20 protein-coding genes are annotated in these 21376 nt (G+C 46.1%); 3 read left to right on the top strand and 17 right to left on the bottom strand.

The window, feature by feature from the left end:
• Positions 1-3: 3 nt before the first annotated feature.
• From bfmBAA to MKY10_RS09695, 6 genes are all read right to left on the bottom strand, one after another.
• Positions 4-996 carry a 3-methyl-2-oxobutanoate dehydrogenase subunit alpha gene (gene bfmBAA, locus MKY10_RS09720; protein WP_015251748.1) on the bottom strand — a complete coding sequence of 331 codons (993 nt, stop codon included), beginning with the start codon at positions 994-996 and terminating at the stop codon, positions 4-6.
• A 21-nt stretch (positions 997-1017) separates the two neighbouring features.
• Positions 1018-2442, bottom strand: coding sequence for a dihydrolipoyl dehydrogenase (gene lpdA, locus MKY10_RS09715; RefSeq protein ID WP_015384052.1), 1425 nt, complete (start codon positions 2440-2442; stop codon positions 1018-1020).
• 20 nt (positions 2443-2462) lie between these two features.
• Positions 2463-3554, bottom strand: coding sequence for a butyrate kinase (buk, locus tag MKY10_RS09710; protein WP_015251746.1), 1092 nt, complete (start codon positions 3552-3554; stop codon positions 2463-2465).
• Positions 3555-3572: 18 nt separating this feature from the next.
• Positions 3573-4667: a branched-chain amino acid dehydrogenase gene (gene bcd, locus MKY10_RS09705; RefSeq protein ID WP_003230309.1), complete on the bottom strand. Its 1095-nt coding sequence runs from the start codon at positions 4665-4667 to the stop codon at positions 3573-3575.
• A gap of 11 nt (positions 4668-4678) precedes the next feature.
• Positions 4679-5578 carry a phosphate butyryltransferase gene (gene yqiS / locus MKY10_RS09700; protein WP_015251745.1) on the bottom strand — a complete coding sequence of 300 codons (900 nt, stop codon included), beginning with the start codon at positions 5576-5578 and terminating at the stop codon, positions 4679-4681.
• 124 nt (positions 5579-5702) lie between these two features.
• A complete protein-coding gene (locus tag MKY10_RS09695) occupies positions 5703-7781 on the bottom strand; it encodes a sigma-54-dependent Fis family transcriptional regulator (protein ID WP_004398669.1) in 2079 nt (692 codons plus the stop codon).
• A 152-nt stretch (positions 7782-7933) separates the two neighbouring features.
• Between MKY10_RS09695 and MKY10_RS09690 the strand changes: the two genes are divergently transcribed.
• Positions 7934-8170, top strand: a complete 237-nt coding sequence (locus tag MKY10_RS09690) for a DUF2627 domain-containing protein (RefSeq protein ID WP_003230304.1) — start codon at positions 7934-7936, stop codon at positions 8168-8170.
• Between the two features lie 41 nt (positions 8171-8211).
• On the opposite strand, the gene prpB is transcribed toward MKY10_RS09690, so the two are convergent.
• The 9 genes from prpB to MKY10_RS09645 form a co-directional block, all read right to left on the bottom strand.
• Positions 8212-9117, bottom strand: a complete 906-nt coding sequence (prpB, locus tag MKY10_RS09685; RefSeq protein WP_003230302.1) for a methylisocitrate lyase — start codon at positions 9115-9117, stop codon at positions 8212-8214.
• Between the two features lie 16 nt (positions 9118-9133).
• On the bottom strand, positions 9134-10552 hold the full coding sequence (locus MKY10_RS09680) for a bifunctional 2-methylcitrate dehydratase/aconitate hydratase (RefSeq protein WP_101502438.1): 1419 nt from the start codon (positions 10550-10552) through the stop codon (positions 9134-9136).
• A gap of 14 nt (positions 10553-10566) precedes the next feature.
• Positions 10567-11685, bottom strand: coding sequence for a citrate synthase (mmgD, locus tag MKY10_RS09675; RefSeq protein WP_046160570.1), 1119 nt, complete (start codon positions 11683-11685; stop codon positions 10567-10569).
• A 33-nt stretch (positions 11686-11718) separates the two neighbouring features.
• Positions 11719-12858, bottom strand: a complete 1140-nt coding sequence (locus MKY10_RS09670) for an acyl-CoA dehydrogenase (protein ID WP_046160571.1) — start codon at positions 12856-12858, stop codon at positions 11719-11721.
• Positions 12859-12885: 27 nt separating this feature from the next.
• Positions 12886-13749 (bottom strand): 3-hydroxybutyryl-CoA dehydrogenase, encoded by an 864-nt coding sequence (locus MKY10_RS09665; RefSeq protein WP_021480000.1) that lies wholly within the window; start codon positions 13747-13749, stop codon positions 12886-12888.
• Positions 13750-13773: 24 nt separating this feature from the next.
• Positions 13774-14955, bottom strand: coding sequence for an acetyl-CoA C-acetyltransferase (locus MKY10_RS09660; protein ID WP_021480001.1), 1182 nt, complete (start codon positions 14953-14955; stop codon positions 13774-13776).
• A gap of 123 nt (positions 14956-15078) precedes the next feature.
• Positions 15079-15810, bottom strand: coding sequence for a glycerophosphodiester phosphodiesterase (locus MKY10_RS09655; protein WP_046160572.1), 732 nt, complete (start codon positions 15808-15810; stop codon positions 15079-15081).
• 78 nt (positions 15811-15888) lie between these two features.
• Entirely contained in the window at positions 15889-16509 is a 621-nt protein-coding gene (locus MKY10_RS09650) for an N-acetylmuramoyl-L-alanine amidase (protein ID WP_010886565.1), read from the bottom strand.
• Positions 16510-16528: 19 nt separating this feature from the next.
• Complete coding sequence (locus MKY10_RS09645) at positions 16529-16825, bottom strand: hypothetical protein (protein WP_014480225.1); 297 nt, start codon at positions 16823-16825, stop codon at positions 16529-16531.
• A 307-nt stretch (positions 16826-17132) separates the two neighbouring features.
• Here MKY10_RS09645 and MKY10_RS09640 point away from each other — a divergent pair, with 307 nt between their 5' ends.
• Entirely contained in the window at positions 17133-17285 is a 153-nt protein-coding gene (locus MKY10_RS09640) for a hypothetical protein (protein ID WP_122060483.1), read from the top strand.
• Between the two features lie 72 nt (positions 17286-17357).
• The gene (locus MKY10_RS09635; protein WP_015251737.1) at positions 17358-18476 is read left to right on the top strand and encodes an NADH-dependent flavin oxidoreductase; all 1119 of its coding nucleotides are present in this window, start codon (positions 17358-17360) and stop codon (positions 18474-18476) included.
• 463 nt (positions 18477-18939) lie between these two features.
• Here MKY10_RS09635 and spo0A read toward each other — a convergent pair whose 3' ends face one another.
• Together spo0A and spoIVB are read right to left on the bottom strand one after the other, a co-directional pair.
• Complete coding sequence (gene spo0A / locus MKY10_RS09630; protein WP_003226427.1) at positions 18940-19743, bottom strand: sporulation transcription factor Spo0A; 804 nt, start codon at positions 19741-19743, stop codon at positions 18940-18942.
• 275 nt (positions 19744-20018) lie between these two features.
• Positions 20019-21299: a SpoIVB peptidase gene (gene spoIVB / locus MKY10_RS09625; protein ID WP_015251736.1), complete on the bottom strand. Its 1281-nt coding sequence runs from the start codon at positions 21297-21299 to the stop codon at positions 20019-20021.
• Between the last annotated feature and the right edge of the window lie 77 nt (positions 21300-21376).

The raw sequence follows: 21376 nt of genomic DNA, 5'->3' as shown, positions 1-21376 counted from the left end.
TCCCTACTTCGCATACACATAATCAAGCGCTGACTCAGGAGCTGCATATGGGGCGTTCTCCGCTTCATCCGTCGCTTCATTTACGATTGCCATAATTTCATCCAGCATGGTTTGTTCTATCTCATCGGACAACAGGCCTGTTTCCTTTAAGTAAGCTTGATAAGTAAGCAGGGGATCACTTTTTTTCGCTTCCTCTACTTCTTCACGGCCTCTGTAGCTGCTGTCATCGTCATCACTGGAATGTGGTGTAAGGCGGTAAGAAATCGTTTCAATTAATGTCGGGCCTTCTCCTCTGCGTGCCCTTTCGCGTGCTTCTTTAACCGCTTGATAAACTTCCAGCGGATCATTTCCATTCACAGTTACGCCAGGCATCCCATAGCCTATGGCACGGTCGGAAATGTTCTCACATGCGACTTGCTTATCGTAAGGCACTGAGATTGCGTATTTGTTGTTTTCACACATAAAAATAACCGGCAGCTTATGGACAGCGGCAAAGTTTGCCCCTTCATGGAAATCGCCTTGGTTTGAAGACCCTTCCCCGAATGTAACAAAGGCTGCGATATCCTTTTTCTCCATACGTCCCGCAAGCGCAATACCGACTGCGTGCGGCACTTGCGTTGTAACCGGAGATGATCCCGTCACAATGCGGTTTTTCTTTTGTCCGAAATGTCCTGGCATCTGGCGGCCTCCTGAGTTCGGATCTGCTGCTTTTGCAAACCCGGACATCATTAAGTCCTTTGCTGTCATGCCAAACGCGAGCACGACACCCATGTCTCTGTAGTACGGCAATACATAATCCATTTCACGGTCAAGTGCGAAAGCCGCTCCTACCTGTGCTGCTTCCTGTCCTTGACAAGAGATTACAAATGGAATTTTGCCAGAACGGTTTAACAGCCACATTCTTTCATCGATTTTTCTTGCTAACAGCATGGTTCTATACATATCAACGGCTTCCTGATCAGTCAGCCCTAGTGCTTGATGTCGGTTTATACTCATTCAAGCCCCTCCTTTATGCTTTTAAAAATGAATGGCTTTGCCATCTGCGGCAAGCGCTGCTTCTCCAATTGCTTCAGAAAGCGTTGGATGCGGGTGAATCGTTTGCCCGACCTCCCACGGCGTTGCGTCCAGCACTTTGGCAAGACCCGCTTCAGAAATCATGTCGGTGACATGCGGGCCGATCATATGAACGCCGAGAATATCATCTGTATCTCGGTCCGCCACGATTTTGACAAAACCGTCGCTTTCACCGTATACAAGCGCTTTTCCAATCGCCATAAATGGGAACTTGCCGATTTTGACATTATGCCCGTTCGCCTTTGCTTCGTCTTCTGTTAAGCCGACACTGGCAGCTTCAGGGCTTGAGTAAATGCACTTCGGCACAAGCGTCGGATCAAGCGGATGCGGATTGAGACCTGCAAAATGCTCAACAGCAATAATTCCCTCATGTGAAGCAACGTGAGCTAACTGCAGGCCACCGATTACGTCTCCAATTGCATAAATATGAGATTCCTTCGTTTGGCAGCTTTCATTGACTGAAATCATGCCATTTTCAGTAACAATATCGGTGTTCTCTAGGCCAATGCCTTCGATATTTGCCTGTCTGCCGATGGAAACAAGCATTTTCTCAGCAGAGTAGGTAACGGTTTCTCCGTCTTTTTCCGCTTGTATGCTGATATCGTCTGATGTTTTTGTCATTGTGTCAGGCAGCACTTTTGCCCCTGTTATGAACTGGATGCCTTTTTTCTTAAGAAGACTTTCCATTTCTTTTGAAATCTCTAGATCTTCAGTCGGCAATATGCGATCCGCGTATTCAATAACCGTTACCTTCACACCAAAATCATGAAGCATAGACGCCCATTCGATACCGATAACTCCTCCGCCGACAATAATGATTGATTGTGGCAGCTCCTCCATTTGGAGCGCCTCATCTGAAGTCAGTACAGACTTACCGTCCGCTTCAAGACCCGGAAGCATTCTCGGTCTTGATCCTGTTGCAATGATCACTTGTTTCGGGATTAGCATGTCATTTTCTTCGCCATTTCCCCGCTCAACAGAAATTGTTCCCGGCAGCGGAGAGAAGATTGACGGTCCAAGGATACGTCCATATCCGGTGTACACGTCAATTTTTCCTTTTTTCATTAAATGATTTACACCCGCTGCAAGCTTATCAACAACGGCTTGCTTACGCTGCTGCACTTTTTCAAAGTTGAGGGACACGCCAGCCGTTTCCACCCCGAATTGATCGGCTTCACGAGCTGTCCGGTATACCTCTGCGCTTCTAAGCAGCGCTTTACTCGGGATACAGCCTTTATGCAGACATGTTCCTCCGAGTTTTTCCTTTTCCACAACGGCTGTTTTTAAGCCGAGCTGAGCGGCTCTGATGGCCGCAACATAACCGCCGGTACCGCCGCCCAGAATGACTACGTCATACTCAGTTGCCATGGTGACTCACTCCTGTCTGTCTATTCAATACGATATTGTTTGGATTGCTCTTCGCCCTGCAATACTCTGAGCGCCCCTTGGGCAAGAGACTGCAGTTCATTTTCACCCGGATAGACTAAAACGTCTGAAATCCAATCTATGTATGATCTGATAGCAGAAACAAAGCTTTTGCCGTACGCAAGGCCTCCCGTCAGCACAATCGCTTCAACTTCTCCTTTTAACGCTGCGCTGGCTGCCCCGATTTCCTTTGCTACCTGATATGCCATGGCATCATAAATGAAGTGGGCTTTTTCATCGCCCCCTTGAATCATCTGTTCCACTTTTACTGCATCATTTGTACCGAGATAGCCTAAAAGTCCGCCGGTGCCAACAAGCTTTTTCATGATTTCTTCTTTTGTATATTCCCCTGAAAAACATAGATCAACAAGATCTCCCGCAGGCACTGTTCCTGCTCGTTCAGGACTGAATGGTCCCTCGCCGTGCAGGCCGTTATTGACATCCACCACTCGCCCGCGGTCATGGACGCCAATTGTAATACCTCCGCCCATATGGGTAATAATCATTTTCATGTTCTCATATCGTTTGCCAAGAGAGGCTGCCGCTTTACGAGCGACAGCTTTTTGGTTTAACGCATGGAAAATGCTTTTCCGTTCAATTTCAGGCATGCCTGAAACTTTCGCAAGCACTGACATTTCGTCTACGACAACAGGGTCGACGATATACGAAGGGATATTCAGGCCGTCAGCGATTTCCCGCGCGATAATGCCGCCGAGATTAGAAGCATGCTGACCGGCGTAGCCGCTTTTCAAATCCTCAATCATGTCATCATTCACTACGTAGGTCCCGCCTTCAATTGGCCGGAGAAGGCCGCCTCTTGCGCAGACTGCATCAAACTTTGAGATATTGATTCCCTGTTCATGAAGCGTTTCGAGAATATGGTTTTTACGAAATTCATACTGATCAATAATTCGGTCAAATCGCTGCAGCTCTTCTATGTTGTGTCTCAATGTTTTTTCAAAAATGCTTCTTTCGTTATGAAAAACACCGATTTTCGTTGAAGTTGAGCCTGGATTAATTGTGAGAATGCGTTTTTCGTCATGTAGCACTTTCATAACCTCCAGATCAATTTCTTAACGTCTGCTTAATACACTGTGGCCGTTTTGCAAAAACTGGCTTCTTGAGCGGCGCATGCGTTCAATCCGTTCCTCTGCTAAGCGGTCAGCCGCTAAATATGCAGGAATGCCGTCACGCTGAGAAATCTCAAGTACACGCTCGATATTGCCGTAAATGCCTTCAACTTTTTTCAATGCACGTTCTGCATTATAGCCGTAAAGCTCATCTGCCACGTTGATAACACCGCCCGCGTTAATCACGTAATCCGGTGCATAAACGATGCCCATTTCGTGAATTTGATCACCATGGCGTGTCTCTTTTAATTGGTTGTTAGCCGCACCTGCAATCACTTTCGCCTTCAGCTGTTTAATGGTGTCGTCGTTAATAGTCGCACCAAGAGCACACGGCGCATAAATATCGCAGTCTTGTGAATAAATATCATCAGGATCTACAGCACGGGCGCCAAAATCTTCAACTGCACGCTGTACAGATTGTTTGTTGATATCCGTAACGATTAAGTTTGCTCCTTCTTCATGCAGGTGGCGGCAAAGGTTATAGGCTACGTTCCCAACACCCTGTACAGCAATGGTTTTTCCTTCAAGAGAGTCGGTTCCGAAAGCAGCTTTAGCTGCTGCCTTCATTCCTCTGTACACCCCGTACGCTGTGACTGGGGACGGATTTCCAGAAGAACCGAAAGCAGGAGAAATCCCTGTAACGTAGTCTGTTTCATCATGAATGATATCCATATCCTCGACCGTTGTGCCCACATCTTCAGCCGTGATGTATCTGCCGTTCAGCCCTTGAATATAGCGGCCAAACGCGCGGAACATTTCTTCATTTTTGTCTTTGCGCGGATCGCCGATAATGACTGTTTTTCCGCCGCCAAGGTTTAAGCCTGCCGCCGCGTTCTTATAGGTCATGCCTCTAGCCAATCTGAGCGCATCTTCAATTGCCGCTTCTTCATTTTCATATGTCCACATTCTCGTTCCGCCAAGCGCCGGACCAAGCGTTGTATCATGAATGGCGATAATCGCTTTTAATCCAGATTGTTCATCCTGGCAGAATACCAATTGTTCGTAATCGTATTTCTCCATATATTTAAAAAGTTCCATGTTCGTTCCTCCTAATGTGTGTATTCTTCAGATGCGCATATTGCCAGCGCAATGGAATACAGTTTATTTTCAGCAGAGTCCGCTCTGCTTGTTAAGGCAATCGGTGCTTTTGCTCCTGTAATGACAGCCGCCACGCTGGCCTTGGCAAAATAAATCAGTGATTTATATAAAATATTGCCGGCCTCAATTGTTGGGACGAGAAGGATATCTGCGTTGCCCGCTACGTCTCCCGAAATTTTTTTCTGAGCCGCGGCAATTTGTGAAACTGCGTTATCCAAAGCAAGCGGTCCATCAACAATGCAGCCTTTGATCTGGCCCCTTTTGTACATTTGAGCTAGAGCAGCTGCATTCACGGTTGCTTCCATTTTAGGGTTCACCGTTTCGACCGCTGCAAGGGCAGCTGCTTTTGGCATATTGTTCCCCACTGCATGGGCCACATGAACGGCATTTTGCAAAATCTGCCGGAGCTCTTCCAGCGAAGGAGCAATATTCATTGCCGAATCTGTCACAAACATCAGCCGGTCAAAATCCGGTATATCGAAGACAGCCACGTGAGAAAGGACACTTGCTGACCGAAGCCCCTCCTGTCTGTTCAATACCGCTTTAAGCAAAACAGAAGTCGGCACATTGCCTTTCATTAAAACGTCCGCTGTTTTATGATGCACAGCACGAACCGCTAAATTCGCCGATTCCTCAGGAGTATCGGCATGGACGATTTCCACTTGATGCCCTTGCATGGATGATGTCAGCTCGTTCAGTTTTGTGCTGTCGCCCGTTAACAAGAAACGGGCGGATAGGTGCTCGGCTGCCAGCTTTACAGCCCGGATCACTTCCTCATCCTCAGCATGAGCAACCGCAATGGTCTTATTTTTGTGTATCGACGCTTTGCCGATTAAATCTTTCAGCTTCATCTGTTACCACCTTTCTTGTTTCGACTCCGCCTTTTATTATGCAAGTTCCATGCCAGCTCTTAAGGGTGCTGTCATACCAGGTATATTGAAACATTCGTGCAGATGTTTGCGTTTATTCTGCAAATTATTGCATGCCTTCATTTGCAAGGCCATATTTATCCATTTTGTAATATAAGTTCCGAATGCTGACACCGAGAGCTTTTGCTGTTTTTGTCCGGTTAAAATGATGCTTTTCAAGCGTTTGCTGGATCAAATGTGCTTCAAATTTTTCTACTGCGACAGACAGCTTTTCGCCTTCAATATCCGGAAAATCAAAACCTGTTCCCTGGTCTGTGTCATTTTCTTTTTGCTCAAGTTCGAATACAGGCAAGTGATCTTTTTCAATCCATTCCATATGCGGATTCAGAAAAATCATGGCTCGTCCAAGGACATTTTCAAGCTCCCGGACATTCCCAGGCCAATGGTAGGCAGATAAGGCGCGCAAGGCTTGCTGTGAGAGCCCTTTTACATTCCTGCCGTAATCCCGGTTGATCTTTTGGATAAGTCTGACGCTCAATGCTTCAATGTCCTCCAACCGCTGCCGCAAAGGCGGGATGGAGATCGGATAGCGGTTGATCCGGTAATACAGGTCTTCCCGGAATGTTCCGTCCGCCATCGCCTTTTCAATATTTACATTTGTCGCCGCGATCACTCTGACATTGACAGGGATCGCTTTCGTGCCGCCCACTCTGACGATTTCCTTTTCTTGAAGGACGCGTAGCAATTTGGCCTGCATATTTTGTGTCAGCTCACCGATTTCATCTAAGAAAATACTGCCGTTATTTGCTTCCTCAAATAAACCCTTTTTACCGCCGCGCTTCGCTCCTGAAAACGCGCCATCCTCATAGCCGAACAATTCTGATTCGAGCAGGTTTTCAGAAAGGGCTGCACAATTCACGCGAATAAATTTATTGTATTTCCGGTCACTTTCGTTATGGATGGCATGGGCGAACAGTTCTTTTCCTGTTCCTGATTCCCCGCGCAGCAAGATGGTTGCCGGTGTTTTCGCACCGAGCTTCGCCTGCTCAAGCGCAACCAGCATTTGCTCGCTTTTGCCGATAATGTCGTCAAACGTGTATTTCGCTTCAAGCGTGCGAATAATTTGTCTGGCGCGATTAAGCTCCGCTGTCAGCATTTTAATTTCGGAAACATCGTGAATCACGCCGACGCTGCCTTTCAAAATCCCGTCCACAATCACCGGTGCTACATTAACGATGACCTCTTTTTCATTCGGGCCGACCTTCATTCTGACACCGCGGACAGGACGTCTTGTTTCAAGCACCTTTAAATGCATGCTTTCGCCTTCGGAAATATCAGTGTTTGCAGGCTTGCCGATGACTTCTTTTTCAGAAAGCCCCGTCATTTTCGTATACGCTTTATTGATTAGCAGGCCGATGCCGTTTTCATCAACGACAGAAATCGCCTCATCGGAGGATTGAATAATTGCCTCCAGCATCGTACGGACCTGCTTTAAGTTGGTCACTTCCTCTGCCAGCTCGACCGCATCAGTGATATCTTTAAACACACAAAGAGCCCCGAGCAGACGTCCGCCTTCATCAATAATCGGCAGCCTTGTGGTCACAATTTGCAAATGATCGCCTAACAGCTGCTTCTGGTTGTATTCAGGCACTCTTGTTTTTAAAATCCGCGGCATCTTAGTGCTCGGAATCACTTCTTTTATTGGGCGCCCAATGACTTCCTCACGTTTTTTCCCGACCATTTTTTCGGCCATATGGTTAAAGAGAATGATTTCTTCATTGATATCAATAAAAATCATTCCATCATGGGTGGAATTAAAAATTCTGTCATATTTATAGGTTTGCTCTTTTAGCATTTGAATCAGGTGCTGCTTTTCTTCCATCAGCTGAAAAACGATGTATGCCATTTTTCCCGGCATGACAATGGTATCTTCATGCTTTCTTTGAAGGAGCTCGTCAAACACGGCTTGATCGCCGGTAGTATGAATGACGATATCCGGTTTTTGTTGTATGTAAGGTTTCCAATCAGATGAAACGGCAATCCCATACTGTTCTGCTTCTTTCAATCCCGGCGCCTCGGGGTCTTTGTCAACTACGGCAATGATATCTATGATGGCTGTTTTAATCAGAATATGTAATAACGCCGTTCCCCTTTTGCCGGCACCTACTATCAGTACCTTTTGCATCCCGATACCCCTTTGTATGAAAAAATTTGCATACCTATTTATTCCGTTGCAATAATTTGCACAACCCTATGTTACCACGTTTTCTTCTCTTGACAAAATATTTTTTCCGCTGGACAATAAAGGAAATGAAAAGATAAAGGGGTTTTCTGAAGATGAGCCGACTTCTTGCGCTTTTAATATTAGTCATCCCCGGGGCTATTTCTGCTTTAGGCATTAAACTGATGAGAGATACACTTTTCGGTCATACAATCAAGCCATTTTCAGCTCTTTGGCTCCAAGGGTTGTCAGGATTCATCTTTTTTGCGATCGGCCTCTATGTGCTGGCCGGGTTCATTTTATACAGAGACAGAAAACGCAATCAAGTCAGCCCGCGATTCAGAAAACGATAGCTGAAAAAAAGCCGGAGAATGCTCCGGCTTTTTTTGTTGCATTATTCGTCAGGCAAAACGGTCTTGGCAATCGTTTTATCTAACGCTTCATAGTCATAATAAGAAATCGTATCGTACAGTTCTTTTCGTGTCTGCATATCATGAAGTCCTTCTTTTTGTGAGCCGTGCTCCTTCATCAAACCAAACATCCGCTCACAAGCTTTTGCCGCCGCTCGAAGCGAGGTGACAGGATATATCACCATGTGAAACCCCATATCTTCGAATTCATCGGCACGATAATATGGCGTTTTCCCAAATTCAGTCATATTCGCAAGGAGCGGAACGGGGATACGCTCAGCAAACTGGCGGAATTCATTCTCCGCCTGTAGCGCTTCCGGGAAAATTGCGTCCGCTCCCGCCTCAATGTAAGCCTCTGAACGTTTTATTGCGGCAGCAAGCCCTTCCTGCGCCCTGGCATCAGTACGGGCAACAACAATAAGGGAGGGTGCCGCTTGTTTAATGGCTTTTATTTTTTGCGCCATTTCCTTTATCGGAACTAGCTGTTTGCCATTTAAATGTCCGCATTTTTTTGGGAGCTGCTGGTCTTCTATTTGAACGGCTGCTACCCTGGCTTCAAGCATCTCCCGGGCTGTTCGGGCGGCATTTAAGACACCGCCAAATCCCGTATCGATATCCACAAGCAAAGGCAGATCAGCTGCACGCACAAGATCTTTGGCCCGTTCAGCTATCTCTGCCGATGTGATGATCCCTAAATCAGGCAGCCCCCTGCTGGCTGTATAGGCAGCACCGGACAAATAAATAGCAGAAAAACCGGCTTCTTTCGCAAGCAAAGCGGCCATCCCGTCATGGGCGCCGGGAATTTGAAGAATGTCCGGTGCTGACATCAGCTTGCGGAAACGCCCGGCAAGCTCCTCTTGTGACGATTGCTTATTGACGATCCACGACATGAAACAAATCCCCCTTTTACATGCAGAACATGTCTACGAATTCATTTACGCGCATCGTTTGTAATGTCTCATAGCTGGTACAGCGCTCATAAATGTGTTTGTGCTGTTTATCAGGAAAATGGGTTTTGAGATTGTCAGAAAACTTTTCCAGCAGTTTCGGCACTGCTTCCTCTCTTCGAAAACGATGGCCGAGGGGAAACTCACATTCCACCATTTCCGTGCTCGTTCCGTCTTTAAAATGAACCTGAACGGCATTTGAGATGGAACGTTTATCAGGTTTTAAATAATCCTCGGTATATGTTTTATTTTCAGTCACTTCCATTTTATCACGAAGTTTATCTATCCTCGGATCACTCGCTGTTTCAGCTTCATAATGCTGTGCGGTGATATCACCAAAAAGCAAACCGATTGCTGTAATGTATTGGAGACAGTGATCACGGTCTGCCGGATTGTGGAGCGGGCCTTTTTTATCAATGATTCGGATAGCGGATTCATGCGTTCTGATGACAACTCGGTCAATCTCGTCAATCCGGTTCTTTACCTGCGGGTGAAGAATGACGGCGCACTCCGCCGCTGTCTGGGCGTGAAATTCCGCAGGATAAGACACTTTAAATAACACATTTTCCATGACATAAGCGTCAAGCGGACGGGCAAGCTTGATCTCTTTCTTATTGAATAAAACGTCTTGGAACCCCCAACCCGGTGCACTCAGGGCTGTCGGATAACCCATTTCCCCTTTTAACGACATCAGGGCCAAATGAACACCTCTGCTCGTTGCATCTCCTGCCGCCCATGATTTACGCGAGCCTGTATTCGGTGAATGGCGGTATGTCCTCAATGCTGCATTGTCAATCCATGCATTCGAAAGCGCATTTTTGATTTCTTCTCTTCCGCCGCCCAAAAGCTTTGCCGCAACAGCGGTTGTCGCAACTTTGACAAACAGCACATGGTCAAGGCCAACTCGATTTAAGCTGTTTTCTAACGCCAGCACACCTTGAATCTCGTGTGCTTTGATCATCATCTCAAGTACGTCGCGTACTGTTAACGGCTCTTTTCCTTCAGACAGCCTCACTCTTGATACATAATCAGCAGCGGCAAGGATTCCTCCCAAGTTATCGGATGGATGCCCCCACTCCGCCGCCAGCCACGTATCGTTGTAATCGAGCCAGCGAATCATGCAGCCGATATTAAACGCTGCCCTCACAGGATCGAGAACATATGACGTTCCCGGCACTTTGCTTCCATTCGGCACAGTCGTTCCTGGAACAATCGGGCCAAGCAGCTTTGTGCATTCCGGATATCGTAGCGCCAAGATCCCGCAGCCCAGGGTATCCAGCAATACATGCCCCGCTGTTGTATACGCTTCGGCACTAGTAATCTCTTTTTCAAGCACATAGTCTGTGATTTCTACGATTACACGATCCGTTTTCGGCATTCTACCAGCTCCTTTCATGATTTTGTTTGATATCGCGGGCCCATGTAACTGACACGGGGACGGAAGAGCCGATTATTGGCATGCTGTTCGATCACATGGGCGCATAAACCGGACGTTCTCGCGCTGAAAAAGACCGGCGTATATAAAGGAATCGGTATGCCGAGCATCCAATACACCGGGGCAGCATAGTAATCCAAATTCGGGTAAAGCCCTTTTTCCTTCTCCATCAGCCGCTCACCCGCTTCACACATCTCATATAAACGATGGTCACCGGCTTTATCGCATAATTGCTGCAGCGCCTCTTTCATCATGAGTGCTCTTGGGTCCATTTTTTTCATATACACCCGGTGGCCGAAGCCCATGATTTTTTCTTTTCTTTTCAGTTTTGTTTGCAGAAGCTGCTCAAAATCAGATGTCGTTTTTGCCTCCAAAAGCAAATACATCACAGCTTCGTTTGCTCCTCCGTGAAGATTCCCTTTCAGGGAAGCGACAGCCCCAGTCAAAGCCCCATAAAGATCTGAATGTGTAGATGCAATGACCCTGGCCGCAAAGGTTGAATTCGGCATCTCATGCTCACTGTACAGGACGAGCGACCGGTCAAAAATCTGTTCTTCCAATGAAGACGGCAATTTCCCTGTCATCATGTATAGAAAATTCGCACTGTAGGATAAGGTATGAAGCGGAAGAATCGGTTCTTTCTTATTAATGATCCTGTAGCTGGCAGCAGTGAGGGCAGGCATTTTCCCAAGAAGCTGATAGGCGCGTTCTTTGTTTGCGGAGGGAGACCGATCATCAATTTGCCGATCATAGCCAGCAAGTGCCGACAGGCCGGTACGCAGACTATCCATTGGATGAGTGTCCTCAGGGAGCAGCTCAAGCAGACGGAGATGATCAGCAGGCAGGCTTGCGGCACTGTTTATTTTACGTTCCAGCGTCTCCATTTCACTTTCTTCTGGCAGCCTGCCCTCCAGCAATAAATGGACAAGCTCCAGATAGCTTTTTGTTTCAGAAAGTTCTATTAAATCATAGCCTCTTATCAAAATCTGGCTGGACTGCGTGTCAAGATAAGAAATATGAGTTTCTGCCGCAATCACACCGTCCAACCCTGGAGAATATTGCTGTTTCTCCTCCATATCCTCAACCTCCGTTTATGCGTTTTTTGTCCATCAGGTTCCGCCAAGCAAATACTTAGAAATAATCAGTCTTTGAATCTCGTTCGTCCCTTCATAAATTTGCGTCACCTTTGCATCGCGAAGCAGGCGCTCAACTGGATAATCCTTCATATAGCCATATCCCCCATAAATTTGAACGGCGTCTAACGCCGCCTTTACGGCTGCATCGGAAGCAAATTGTTTAGCCATAGACGCTTCTTTTCCACAATTTAGGCCGCGGTTATGAAGGTCTGCGGCGTGGTAGACAAGATGTCTTGCCGCCTCTGCCCTAGTCGCCATGTCAGCCAGCTTAAATGATATGCCTTGATTGGCTGCGATCGGCCTTCCAAATTGCACTCGCTGCTTCGCATAATCAACGGCATGCTCAAGAGCCGCCTCTGCAATTCCGAGGGCCTGTGCCGCAATGCCGATCCGGCCGACATTTAAATTCGCCATGGCAATGTGAAAGCCATCCCCCTCTTTGCCAAGCAAATTGGCTTCAGGCACTTCTGCATTATCAAAAATCAGTTCCGTAGTATTGGAGCCATAAAGCCCCAGCTTTCTTTCTTTTTTTCCAACGGTAAAACCGGGTGTGTTTTTTTCAACAATAAAAGCCGAAATCCCGTGCCTGCCTTGATCTGGAGCTGTTAAAGCAAATGTGATATAGATATCAGCTGCTCCGCCATTCGTTATGAATATTTTCGATCCGTTTAATAGATATTTGCCGTTCTTTTTGATTGCTGTTGTGCGGAGGCTCCCGGCATCCGACCCCGAGTGAGGCTCCGTTAGTGCAAATGCGCCCAAATGGTCTCCTGACGCGAGCTTTGGTATATATTTCATCTTCTGTTCTTCGTTGCCGAAATACAGAATCGGATTCGTGCCGACTGAGGTATGAACGGAGAGAATCACGCCGACAGCCGCGCTGATTCTAGAAATCTCATGAATTGCCAAAATATAAGAAACAACGTCCGCTCCAGCACCGCCGTATTGTTCCGGCACCGGTATTCCCATCAGTCCGTGTTCACCCATTTTTTTGATCAGCTGAAATGGAAATTCGTCCGTTTTCTCCATGATATCCGCAGCGGGAGCAATTTCTTTTCGTGCAAAATCTCGCACCATTTTTCGCATCATGACTTGCTCTTGGGTTACATGCAACTCGGCCACCCCCGGATGGAATAGACTTTAGGAAGTCCTCTCCTCATAGTCATAAAAACCGCGTCCGCTCTTTTTGCCAAGCCAGCCTGCTTTGACATACTTGCGGAGCAGCGGGCAAGGACGGTATTTGGAATCGCCAAGGCCTGAGTGAAGGACTTCCATAATTGATAAACACGTATCCAGTCCGATAAAATCCGCTAATGCAAGCGGACCCATCGGATGATTCATGCCCAGCTTCATCACTTCGTCTATTGCCTCCGGCTTCGCCACTCCCTCATACACGCAATAAATGGCTTCATTAATCATTGGAAGAAGCACACGGTTGGAAACAAACCCAGGAAAATCATTGACTTCTACCGCTGTTTTCCCCATCTTTTCCGCTAATGCCATAACATCTAAGGCCGTTTCTTCTGATGTAGCCAAGCCGCGAATCACTTCAACCAGCTTCATTACAGGTACGGGATTCATAAAATGCATGCCAATAACCCGTTGAGGCCGGTTTGTTACAGCAGCGATTTCTGTAATAGGCAAGGAAGATGTATTGCTGGCCAAAATCGTATGAGACGGGCACATGCGATCAAGTGTTTTAAACATCTCAGTTTTTGCCGCCATGTTTTCTGCGATAGCCTCAATCACAATGTCCGCATGCTCTGCCTCCTCAAGCGTTTGAGAAATCGAAATGCGACTGATTACGCTCTTCACTTCCGTCTCGGTCCTTTTTCCTTTCTCAGCATCACGGGCCAGCTGTTTCTTCAGCCGTTTCAATCCTGCCTCCGCGGCCTCTGGATTCACATCATACATCCGCACATAAAAGCCCGCGTCGGCAGCTGTTTGAGCAATTCCGCTTCCCATCTGACCTGCGCCAGCTACCATGATTTGTTTGATTTCCATTCAAATCCCCTTTTTCATCATGTTTTAATGAACCTGCACTAAGACGGCGTCTCCCTGTGCTGCCCCGCTACAAATAGCGGCAACGCCCAGACCCCCTCCCCGTCGCTTTAATTCATAAACAAGCGTCATGAGAATTCTCGCACCGCTCGCGCCGATCGGGTGGCCGAGCGCGATCGCACCGCCATTTACATTTACTTTTTCAAGATCGAAACCTACGATTTTTTCACATGTCAAAACAACTGAAGCAAAAGCTTCATTTACTTCAAACAAGTCAATATCTTGGACAGTTAAACCGTTCTTTTTCAGAAGCTTGTTAATGGCAAATCCCGGTGCTGCCGCCAGCTCGTGCGCTGGCATTCCCGTAGTTGAAAAACCAAGAATTGTAGCCAGAGGCCGTTTGCCAAGCTCAGCAGCTTTTTCCTCAGACATCAGCACGAACGCGCCGGCTCCGTCATTGACTCCAGGAGCATTGCCGGCTGTGATAGAACCGTCACTTGCATAAATAGGAGAAAGTTTCGCGAGCTGATCCAGACTTGTGTCACGGCGAATCGCTTCATCTTTATCAACAACGTTTGGTTTTCCTTTTCGACCGATCCAGTTGACGGGAACAATTTCATCCTGAAACTTCCCTTCATCGGCAGCCTTAGCTGCCCTTGCATGACTTCTCAACGCCCATTCGTCCTGCTCTCTTCGTGAGATTGCATATTCCATGGCAGCTGTATTTCCGTGAACAGCCATGTGCACCTCGTCAAATGCGCACGTTAATCCGTCATACACCATTAAGTCCCTAAGCTCGCCGTCCCCCATCCGTGCTCCCCAGCGCCCGGCGGGAACGGCATACGGAATATTGCTCATGCTTTCCATTCCCCCCGCAACAAGTATGTTCGCATCCTGCGCCCGAATCATTTGATCACATAAAGTGACAGCGCGAAGGCCGGAAGCACAGACTTTATTCAGTGTTTCTGACGGCACACTCCAAGGCATTCCCGCCAGACGGGCAGCTTGACGGGAAGGTATCTGCCCTGAGCCGGCCTGGACAACCATGCCCATGACGTTTCCTTCTACATCATCTCCAGAGACTCCAGCCCGTTGCAGCGCCTCCTTCATCACAATGCCCCCAAGCTCAGCAGCTTTCACCTCTTTCAAAACTCCGCCGAATTTGCCAAATGGAGTTCTTGCAGCACTTACAATGACTGTTTTCCTCATGGTTTCACCTCATTCAGATAGACAGCGCTTACAATTTCTAGTTGTCTTCTATGAATGTATGCTTTGAAACGGGCATGAATGAATGAAAAAAGAAGGCTGCGTCAAACAGCCTCCTTCTAACAACTATTCATTTTTCAGCAATGCCGAAGCCTTTTCTGGAAAGTCGGTAAACATGCCGTCTGCTCCCGCTTCAATGAGACGCTTCATATCTTCCGGACGATTGACTGTATACGGCCTTACCTTAATCGAACTGTTCCTCATTTTCTTTAGCACTTCATCTGTGACCCTTGGGCTGTTTAACTTCGGGTGATAGCCGGAAGCCGGAATAGACGCGATATATCGATCTGCCTGGTAAAGCACATCTGAAGTTAATACTGCCCGTTCGATATGCGGCGCAAGCCGGGCGCATAGCGCCAAGCTGTCATGATTAAAGGTGGATAGGATGACTCTCTCCTCTACATTGAATCGCTTCACTGCCTCCAGCACTTTTTCTTCCATTCCCTCATAGCGGATCACGCTGTTTTTTAATTCAATGTTGATGAGAAAATCCTTTTTTACCGCCCACGAGAGCACATCTTCTAGCAGCGGCACTTTTATATCGCTGTACGCTTGATCGTGACCAGCGGCCGCATTCGCAGTCTTCACCTCATCATAGGCTGTATCCTTCACGAATCCTTTAAGTGATGTCGTGCGATTAAGTCTTTCATCATGAATTACAACAATGCGTCCGTCTTTCGTCAGCTGTACATCAAGCTCTATCCCATCCGCTCCGGCTTCAATTCCTTTTTCAAATGCAAGCATTGTATTTTCGGGAAATTGACCTGATGCCCCCCGGTGGGCAAAAATCTTTGTCATCGTTTCACCTCAAACCCTAAAGTTTTCTCCATTATACTTATTTTGTCGGCTCCACTCTAGGATTAAGGCTGTATCAATCTACTGATCATAATAAGAATCAATGCCGTTGACAATCGCATCTGCGGCCTTTTGCTGGTATTCTTCACTTCCCAGCTTGTCCGCATCAGAGCTGTTCGTGATAAACCCAAGCTCCGCTAACACACTTGGCATTTGTGAATATGTAATGACGTAAAAGTCTGATTCTTTCACGCCCCTGTCTCTCGTTTGTAAGGATGAAACGAGCTGTGACTGAATATCGGATGCCAGACGCCGGCTGTTCTCCCCTTCATAATCAGATTGAAAATACGTTTCTGTTCCTGAAGCTGAAGCAACCCCTGAATTCACATGAATGCTGACAAAAAGGTCAGCCTGATTGGCACTTGCCTTAGCCACTCTTTCCTCCAAGGTCAGAAAATGATCGTCAGACCGGGATGCAACAGGATTGGCTCCCTCCTCTTTTAGTTTGTCTGTCACATGCTCTGAGACAGCCAAATTAATATCCTTTTCAAAGAGCCCGTTTCCGACCGCTCCACTGTCTTCACCGCCGTGTCCGGCATCAATATACACTGTTTTCCCTTCTATCGGCTCTGCTGCCTGTGCACAAGGCGCGAGCGTCAAAGCCAATCCGCACAGCGCCAAGCTCCTCCATAACATTCTCAACTTACTCCCTCCGGTCTTTTTATGACGAGTTCTTTCGCAGCTGAATATCTTCCAGCTGTAAAGTTCCATTATCCTTCTTTGTATATTTCACCAGGACATGTGTCTGATCTGGCAGTGATTCACATTCATCACGTTTATCCTTCGGAACTTGTATCATGGTTTCTTCTCCATTAAGAGACACCGCAATCGTATGAGGATCAGCCGAGCCAATGTATTTTCCCTCTTCGGTAAACCTTGGCACTGAGTCATCCGCACTTGCAACACTGCACCCCGAAAGAAAGAGCGCAGTAAACAGCAAAAGAACCGTTTGTTTCACATGACCACCTCTTCCTGATGTTTGGCTTTTATCTTTGACCAGAATGGCGAATTTGTAAAGACAACGCGAATGCAGGCGAGCAAGTTCCATGATTTTCAAAAGGGCTATACGACCCGATCATTTCCTGTTGTTAGAAAGATAACGAGCAGATTTGTCTATGAGGATGGCTCTAATTGAGGCGCCAATTAGAAAAAATTAGCGGAAAGAAGCAACTTTTTATTCATTTTAAAAAATTTGAGAATAGGGTGAGCAAATCGTTTGACGGGTGGGTCAGCCAAGCGTAACCTTTTAAAGGATATTTACTTTATTGAAAGAAGTTAAAGCCATGAAAAAATTCGTTCTGCTGCTGGCGGCAACTGTCATCACATGCTCCATCGGCCACCAAATCAGCGGCGGCTACAAAGGCCCCGAAAAAGAGCGGCGAAAACATCACTCTGCACTCAAGATATTCAGTCGGTAAAGCAGATCAATTGCATTAATTTTTACATATAGGCTAGAATATGTGCGAATCTAAACGAAAGAAGATGATCAAATGAATCCTAAGTATAAGCCACTTTTTGAACCATTTACGTTTAAAAGCGGCGTTACAATCAACAACCGGATCGCAGTAGCACCGATGACTCATTACGCTTCTAATGAAGACGGTACAATATCTGAAGCGGAGCTCGACTACATCATCCCCCGTTCAAAAGAGATGGGAATGGTGATTACAGCCTGCGCAAATGTTACACCGGACGGAAAAGCATTCCCCGGGCAGCCGGCCATCCATGACGATTCCAACATTCCAGGTTTAAAAAAGTTAGCACAAGCCATTCAGGCACAAGGCGCTAAAGCTGTTGTACAAATTCATCACGGCGGTATTGAGTGCCCGTCTGAGCTCGTTCCTCAACAGGATGTTGTGGGGCCAAGTGACGTGTTTGATAAAGGCAAACAAATTGCTCGCGCATTAAAAGAAGAAGAAGTGGAAAACATTGTGAAGGCGTTTGGAGAAGCGACAAGACGCGCCATTGAAGCCGGCTTTGACGGTGTCGAAATTCACGGTGCAAACGGCTACTTAATTCAGCAGTTTTATTCTCCGAAAACCAACCAGCGCACGGATCGCTGGGGAGGAAGCGATGAAAAACGATTAGCCTTCCCGCTCGCTATTGTCGATGAAGTGAAAAAAGCCGCTTCAGAACATGCGAAGGGTGCGTTCTTAGTCGGATACCGCCTGTCTCCGGAAGAACCTGAGACACCGGGATTGACAATGACTGAAACTTATACGCTTGTTGATGCTTTAGGAGATAAAGAATTGGATTATCTTCATGTCTCACTGATGGACGTGAACTCAAAAGCGCGCCGCGGTGCAGATCCGACTCGCACACGCATGGACTTATTGAATGAACGTGTCGGAAACAAAGTGCCGCTGATCGCCGTCGGTTCCATCCATTCCGCTGATGACGCGCTTGCCGTCATCGAAAACGGTATTCCGCTGGTCGCTATGGGACGCGAAATTCTAGTTGACCCTGACTGGACGGTAAAAGTAAAAGAAGGCCGTGAAAAGCAAATCGAAACAGTGATTAAAGGCACAGATAAAGAAAAATATCATTTGCCTGAACCGCTATGGCAAGCAATTGTGAACACGCCAGGCTGGGTGCCTTATAAAGATTAATGTGCAAAGACTGCCGAAACGATTCGGCAGTCTTTTTCCCTTTATATAAATAGTTTGTGTACACATCTAAACAGCAAAAGAAAGAGCTCCCCACCAACTTCGAAAAGAAAATCCAGGAAAAACCCCTCACGCTTTCTTGCTTTTTTCTTTTTCATTCGTACGTCTCCTTTTTACATGAATACGCCTTACTTACGATTTTGCAGGAGAAAGGTTTCATTTTATAACGGAAACATCTAGGGTCGATCATGCTTCGTGATCCTATAAGATGTATGAATGGACCAAGAGTGCAGGTAATACCGCCATTTGCTTTCCTTACTTTTCAAACCTATCCTTTACTATATGCGGATACTTAATATTCTTCTCCCATACTACAAATGTCCCCAAAACAAAACGCCTCCTATTTATCAGCGCAAACTAATAAATAAAAGACGTTTGATTTAATGACCACTTAATAAGCTCATGTTTAAGAAGCCTTATGTTCTAATCTCAGCTTATCCGCAACCATTGCAATGAATTCCGAATTTGTCGGTTTAGCTTTTGTCATGCTGACAGTATAACCGAACAACGAGGAAATGGAATCAATGTTTCCTCTGCTCCATGCCACTTCAATTGCATGACGGATCGCTCTTTCTACACGGCTTGCGGTTGTGTTAAATTTTTTGGCGATGTCCGGATAGAGGACTTTTGTAATGCTGCCGAGCAATTCGATGTCATTGTATACCATTGAGATTGCTTCGCGCAGATAGAGATAGCCTTTAATATGGGCTGGGACGCCGATTTCATGGATAATGCTTGTGATGCTCGCGTCGAGATTTTTCTTCTTTGGTTCAGGCTGGCTGCTGCGTATAATACTGCTTTGAGATGATGGCGCACGATGCGTCACACTGCTGGCATTTCCGCTGACCTGGCGGATATGACCGACAAGGTTTTCCATATCAAACGGTTTGAGAATAAAGTAGGACGCGCCTAAATCGACGGCCTTTTTCGTGACATCTTCCTGCCCAAAGGCTGTCAGCATAATGACATTCGGCTGTTTTTTCAGATCTGATTCCCTCAGCCTCTCTAAAACTGCAAGTCCGTCTAAATGCGGCATAATAATATCTAATACGAGCACATCGGGATCTTTTTCTTTAAACAGCGACAGGCATTCCTGTCCGTTATAAGCAACGCCGATCACTTCCATGTCTTCCTGTCCTTCTATATATTCACTTAACAGGCTTACCAGCTCTCGATTATCATCAGCAACACAAACTTTAATTTTCTCCACGTTTCTTCCTCCCCAAATGTAGTTAACAGGATTCACCCTTGCTACATGTTTACATTCGACAAAACCGCTATATACCCTCTAAAAAAATCATAATCACCAATATTAGTGGCATATCTTTGTTATTCTATGTTTTTCTCTGTTTTTCGACTAAAAATGAAATTTGACAAACAAGGAAACGTGAATTTGTCGAAAAATCTTCTTTTGTATATTTTACCGTATGTATTCTGAGAAGTGAAGAGGGATCAAAATAAAAAAACTGCCGGAAACTCCGGCAGTCAGCTTGCTTTTTCTTTTCCATAAATATCGATTCCTGCTTCTGACAGCATCCATTCAATATGAACACCGTAGCCGCTTGTCGGGTCATTTACAAATACATGGGTGACAGCACCGATCACTTTTCCATTTTGAATAATCGGGCTTCCGCTCATCCCCTGTACGATGCCTCCTGTTTCTTTCAACAGCCTTGGATCGGTAATTTTCAACACCATTCCTTTTGTCGCAGGGAATTTTTGCGGCGTTGTGCTGACGATTTCAATATCGAATTTTTCTACTTTGTCATCATCAATAACCGTTAAAATTTCAGCCGGCCCTTTTTTGACTTCGGTAGAAAACGCAACCGGCAATGCTTGATCTGATATGTTGTTTTGAATCGGCTGATGCAGTGTGCCGAAAATCCCAAACGGGCTGTTTCTGTTAATATCCCCGATCGTTTTGCGTTCTGAGGAAAATCGCGCCAGTTTTTCTCCCGGATTACCGCCTGTCCCTTTTTCAATTGATGTTACAGTGGATTTAACAATTTCTCCATTCTCCACTACAATTGGTTTCTTTGTGTCCATATCGGAAATCACGTGGCCAAGTGCTCCGTATTTTTTTGTTTTCGGTTCATAAAAGGTCATAGTGCCTATGCCGGCAGCAGAATCTCTGATATATAACCCGATTCTGTATTTGCCTTCTCCTTCATCCTTTTCTGGGATCAGCTTCGTTTTGATTTTCTGTTTATCACGTTTGATCAGTAAGTCTAAAGATTCACCAGTTTTCCCAGCCTTTTGAATAAATGGGGCTACATCATTCATTTTTTCAATTTTCTGTCCATTCATCTCAATAATGATGTCGCCCGCCTCAATTCCTGCCGTTTCTCCCGGAGATTTTTTGCCTTCACTTGTATTGATTTGATGAAATCCGACGACAAGAACACCGACGGAATGAAGTTTTACACCGATTGATTGTCCGCCAGGTATAACTTTTAAATCAGGAAGAACATGCACTTTTGTTTTTTTAATTGGAAATCCGGCAAGATCATATACCAATTCTGACTCACCTGATTTTTTGCCCGTCACCTTGATTTCATGCGGATCTTTCTTTACTGTAAACGCTTCTGAGGATTCTGATGTCTGAGCGTTTACCGATAAACTCGTTTCAATCGAATGTGTTTGGGTTTCAAATACTCTCATTTGCGTTGGAATCAGTAAATATTCTTTTAGCGGTTTGCATAAACCTACACTTAATAACGAAACAAGGAGAATTAAACCTACTGCTTTTCTGATGTTATCGGGCATTCACTACTTCACTCTCCTCGCTCCTATCCCACACCTTCTTTATGACTTGCTGCTACATCATTTAATTTTGCCTTCTG

The organism is Bacillus sp. FSL P4-0290 (genome assembly GCF_037975435.1).
Lineage (GTDB): Bacteria > Bacillota > Bacilli > Bacillales > Bacillaceae > Bacillus > Bacillus subtilis.
This window is presented reverse-complemented; position numbering and strand designations above follow the sequence as displayed.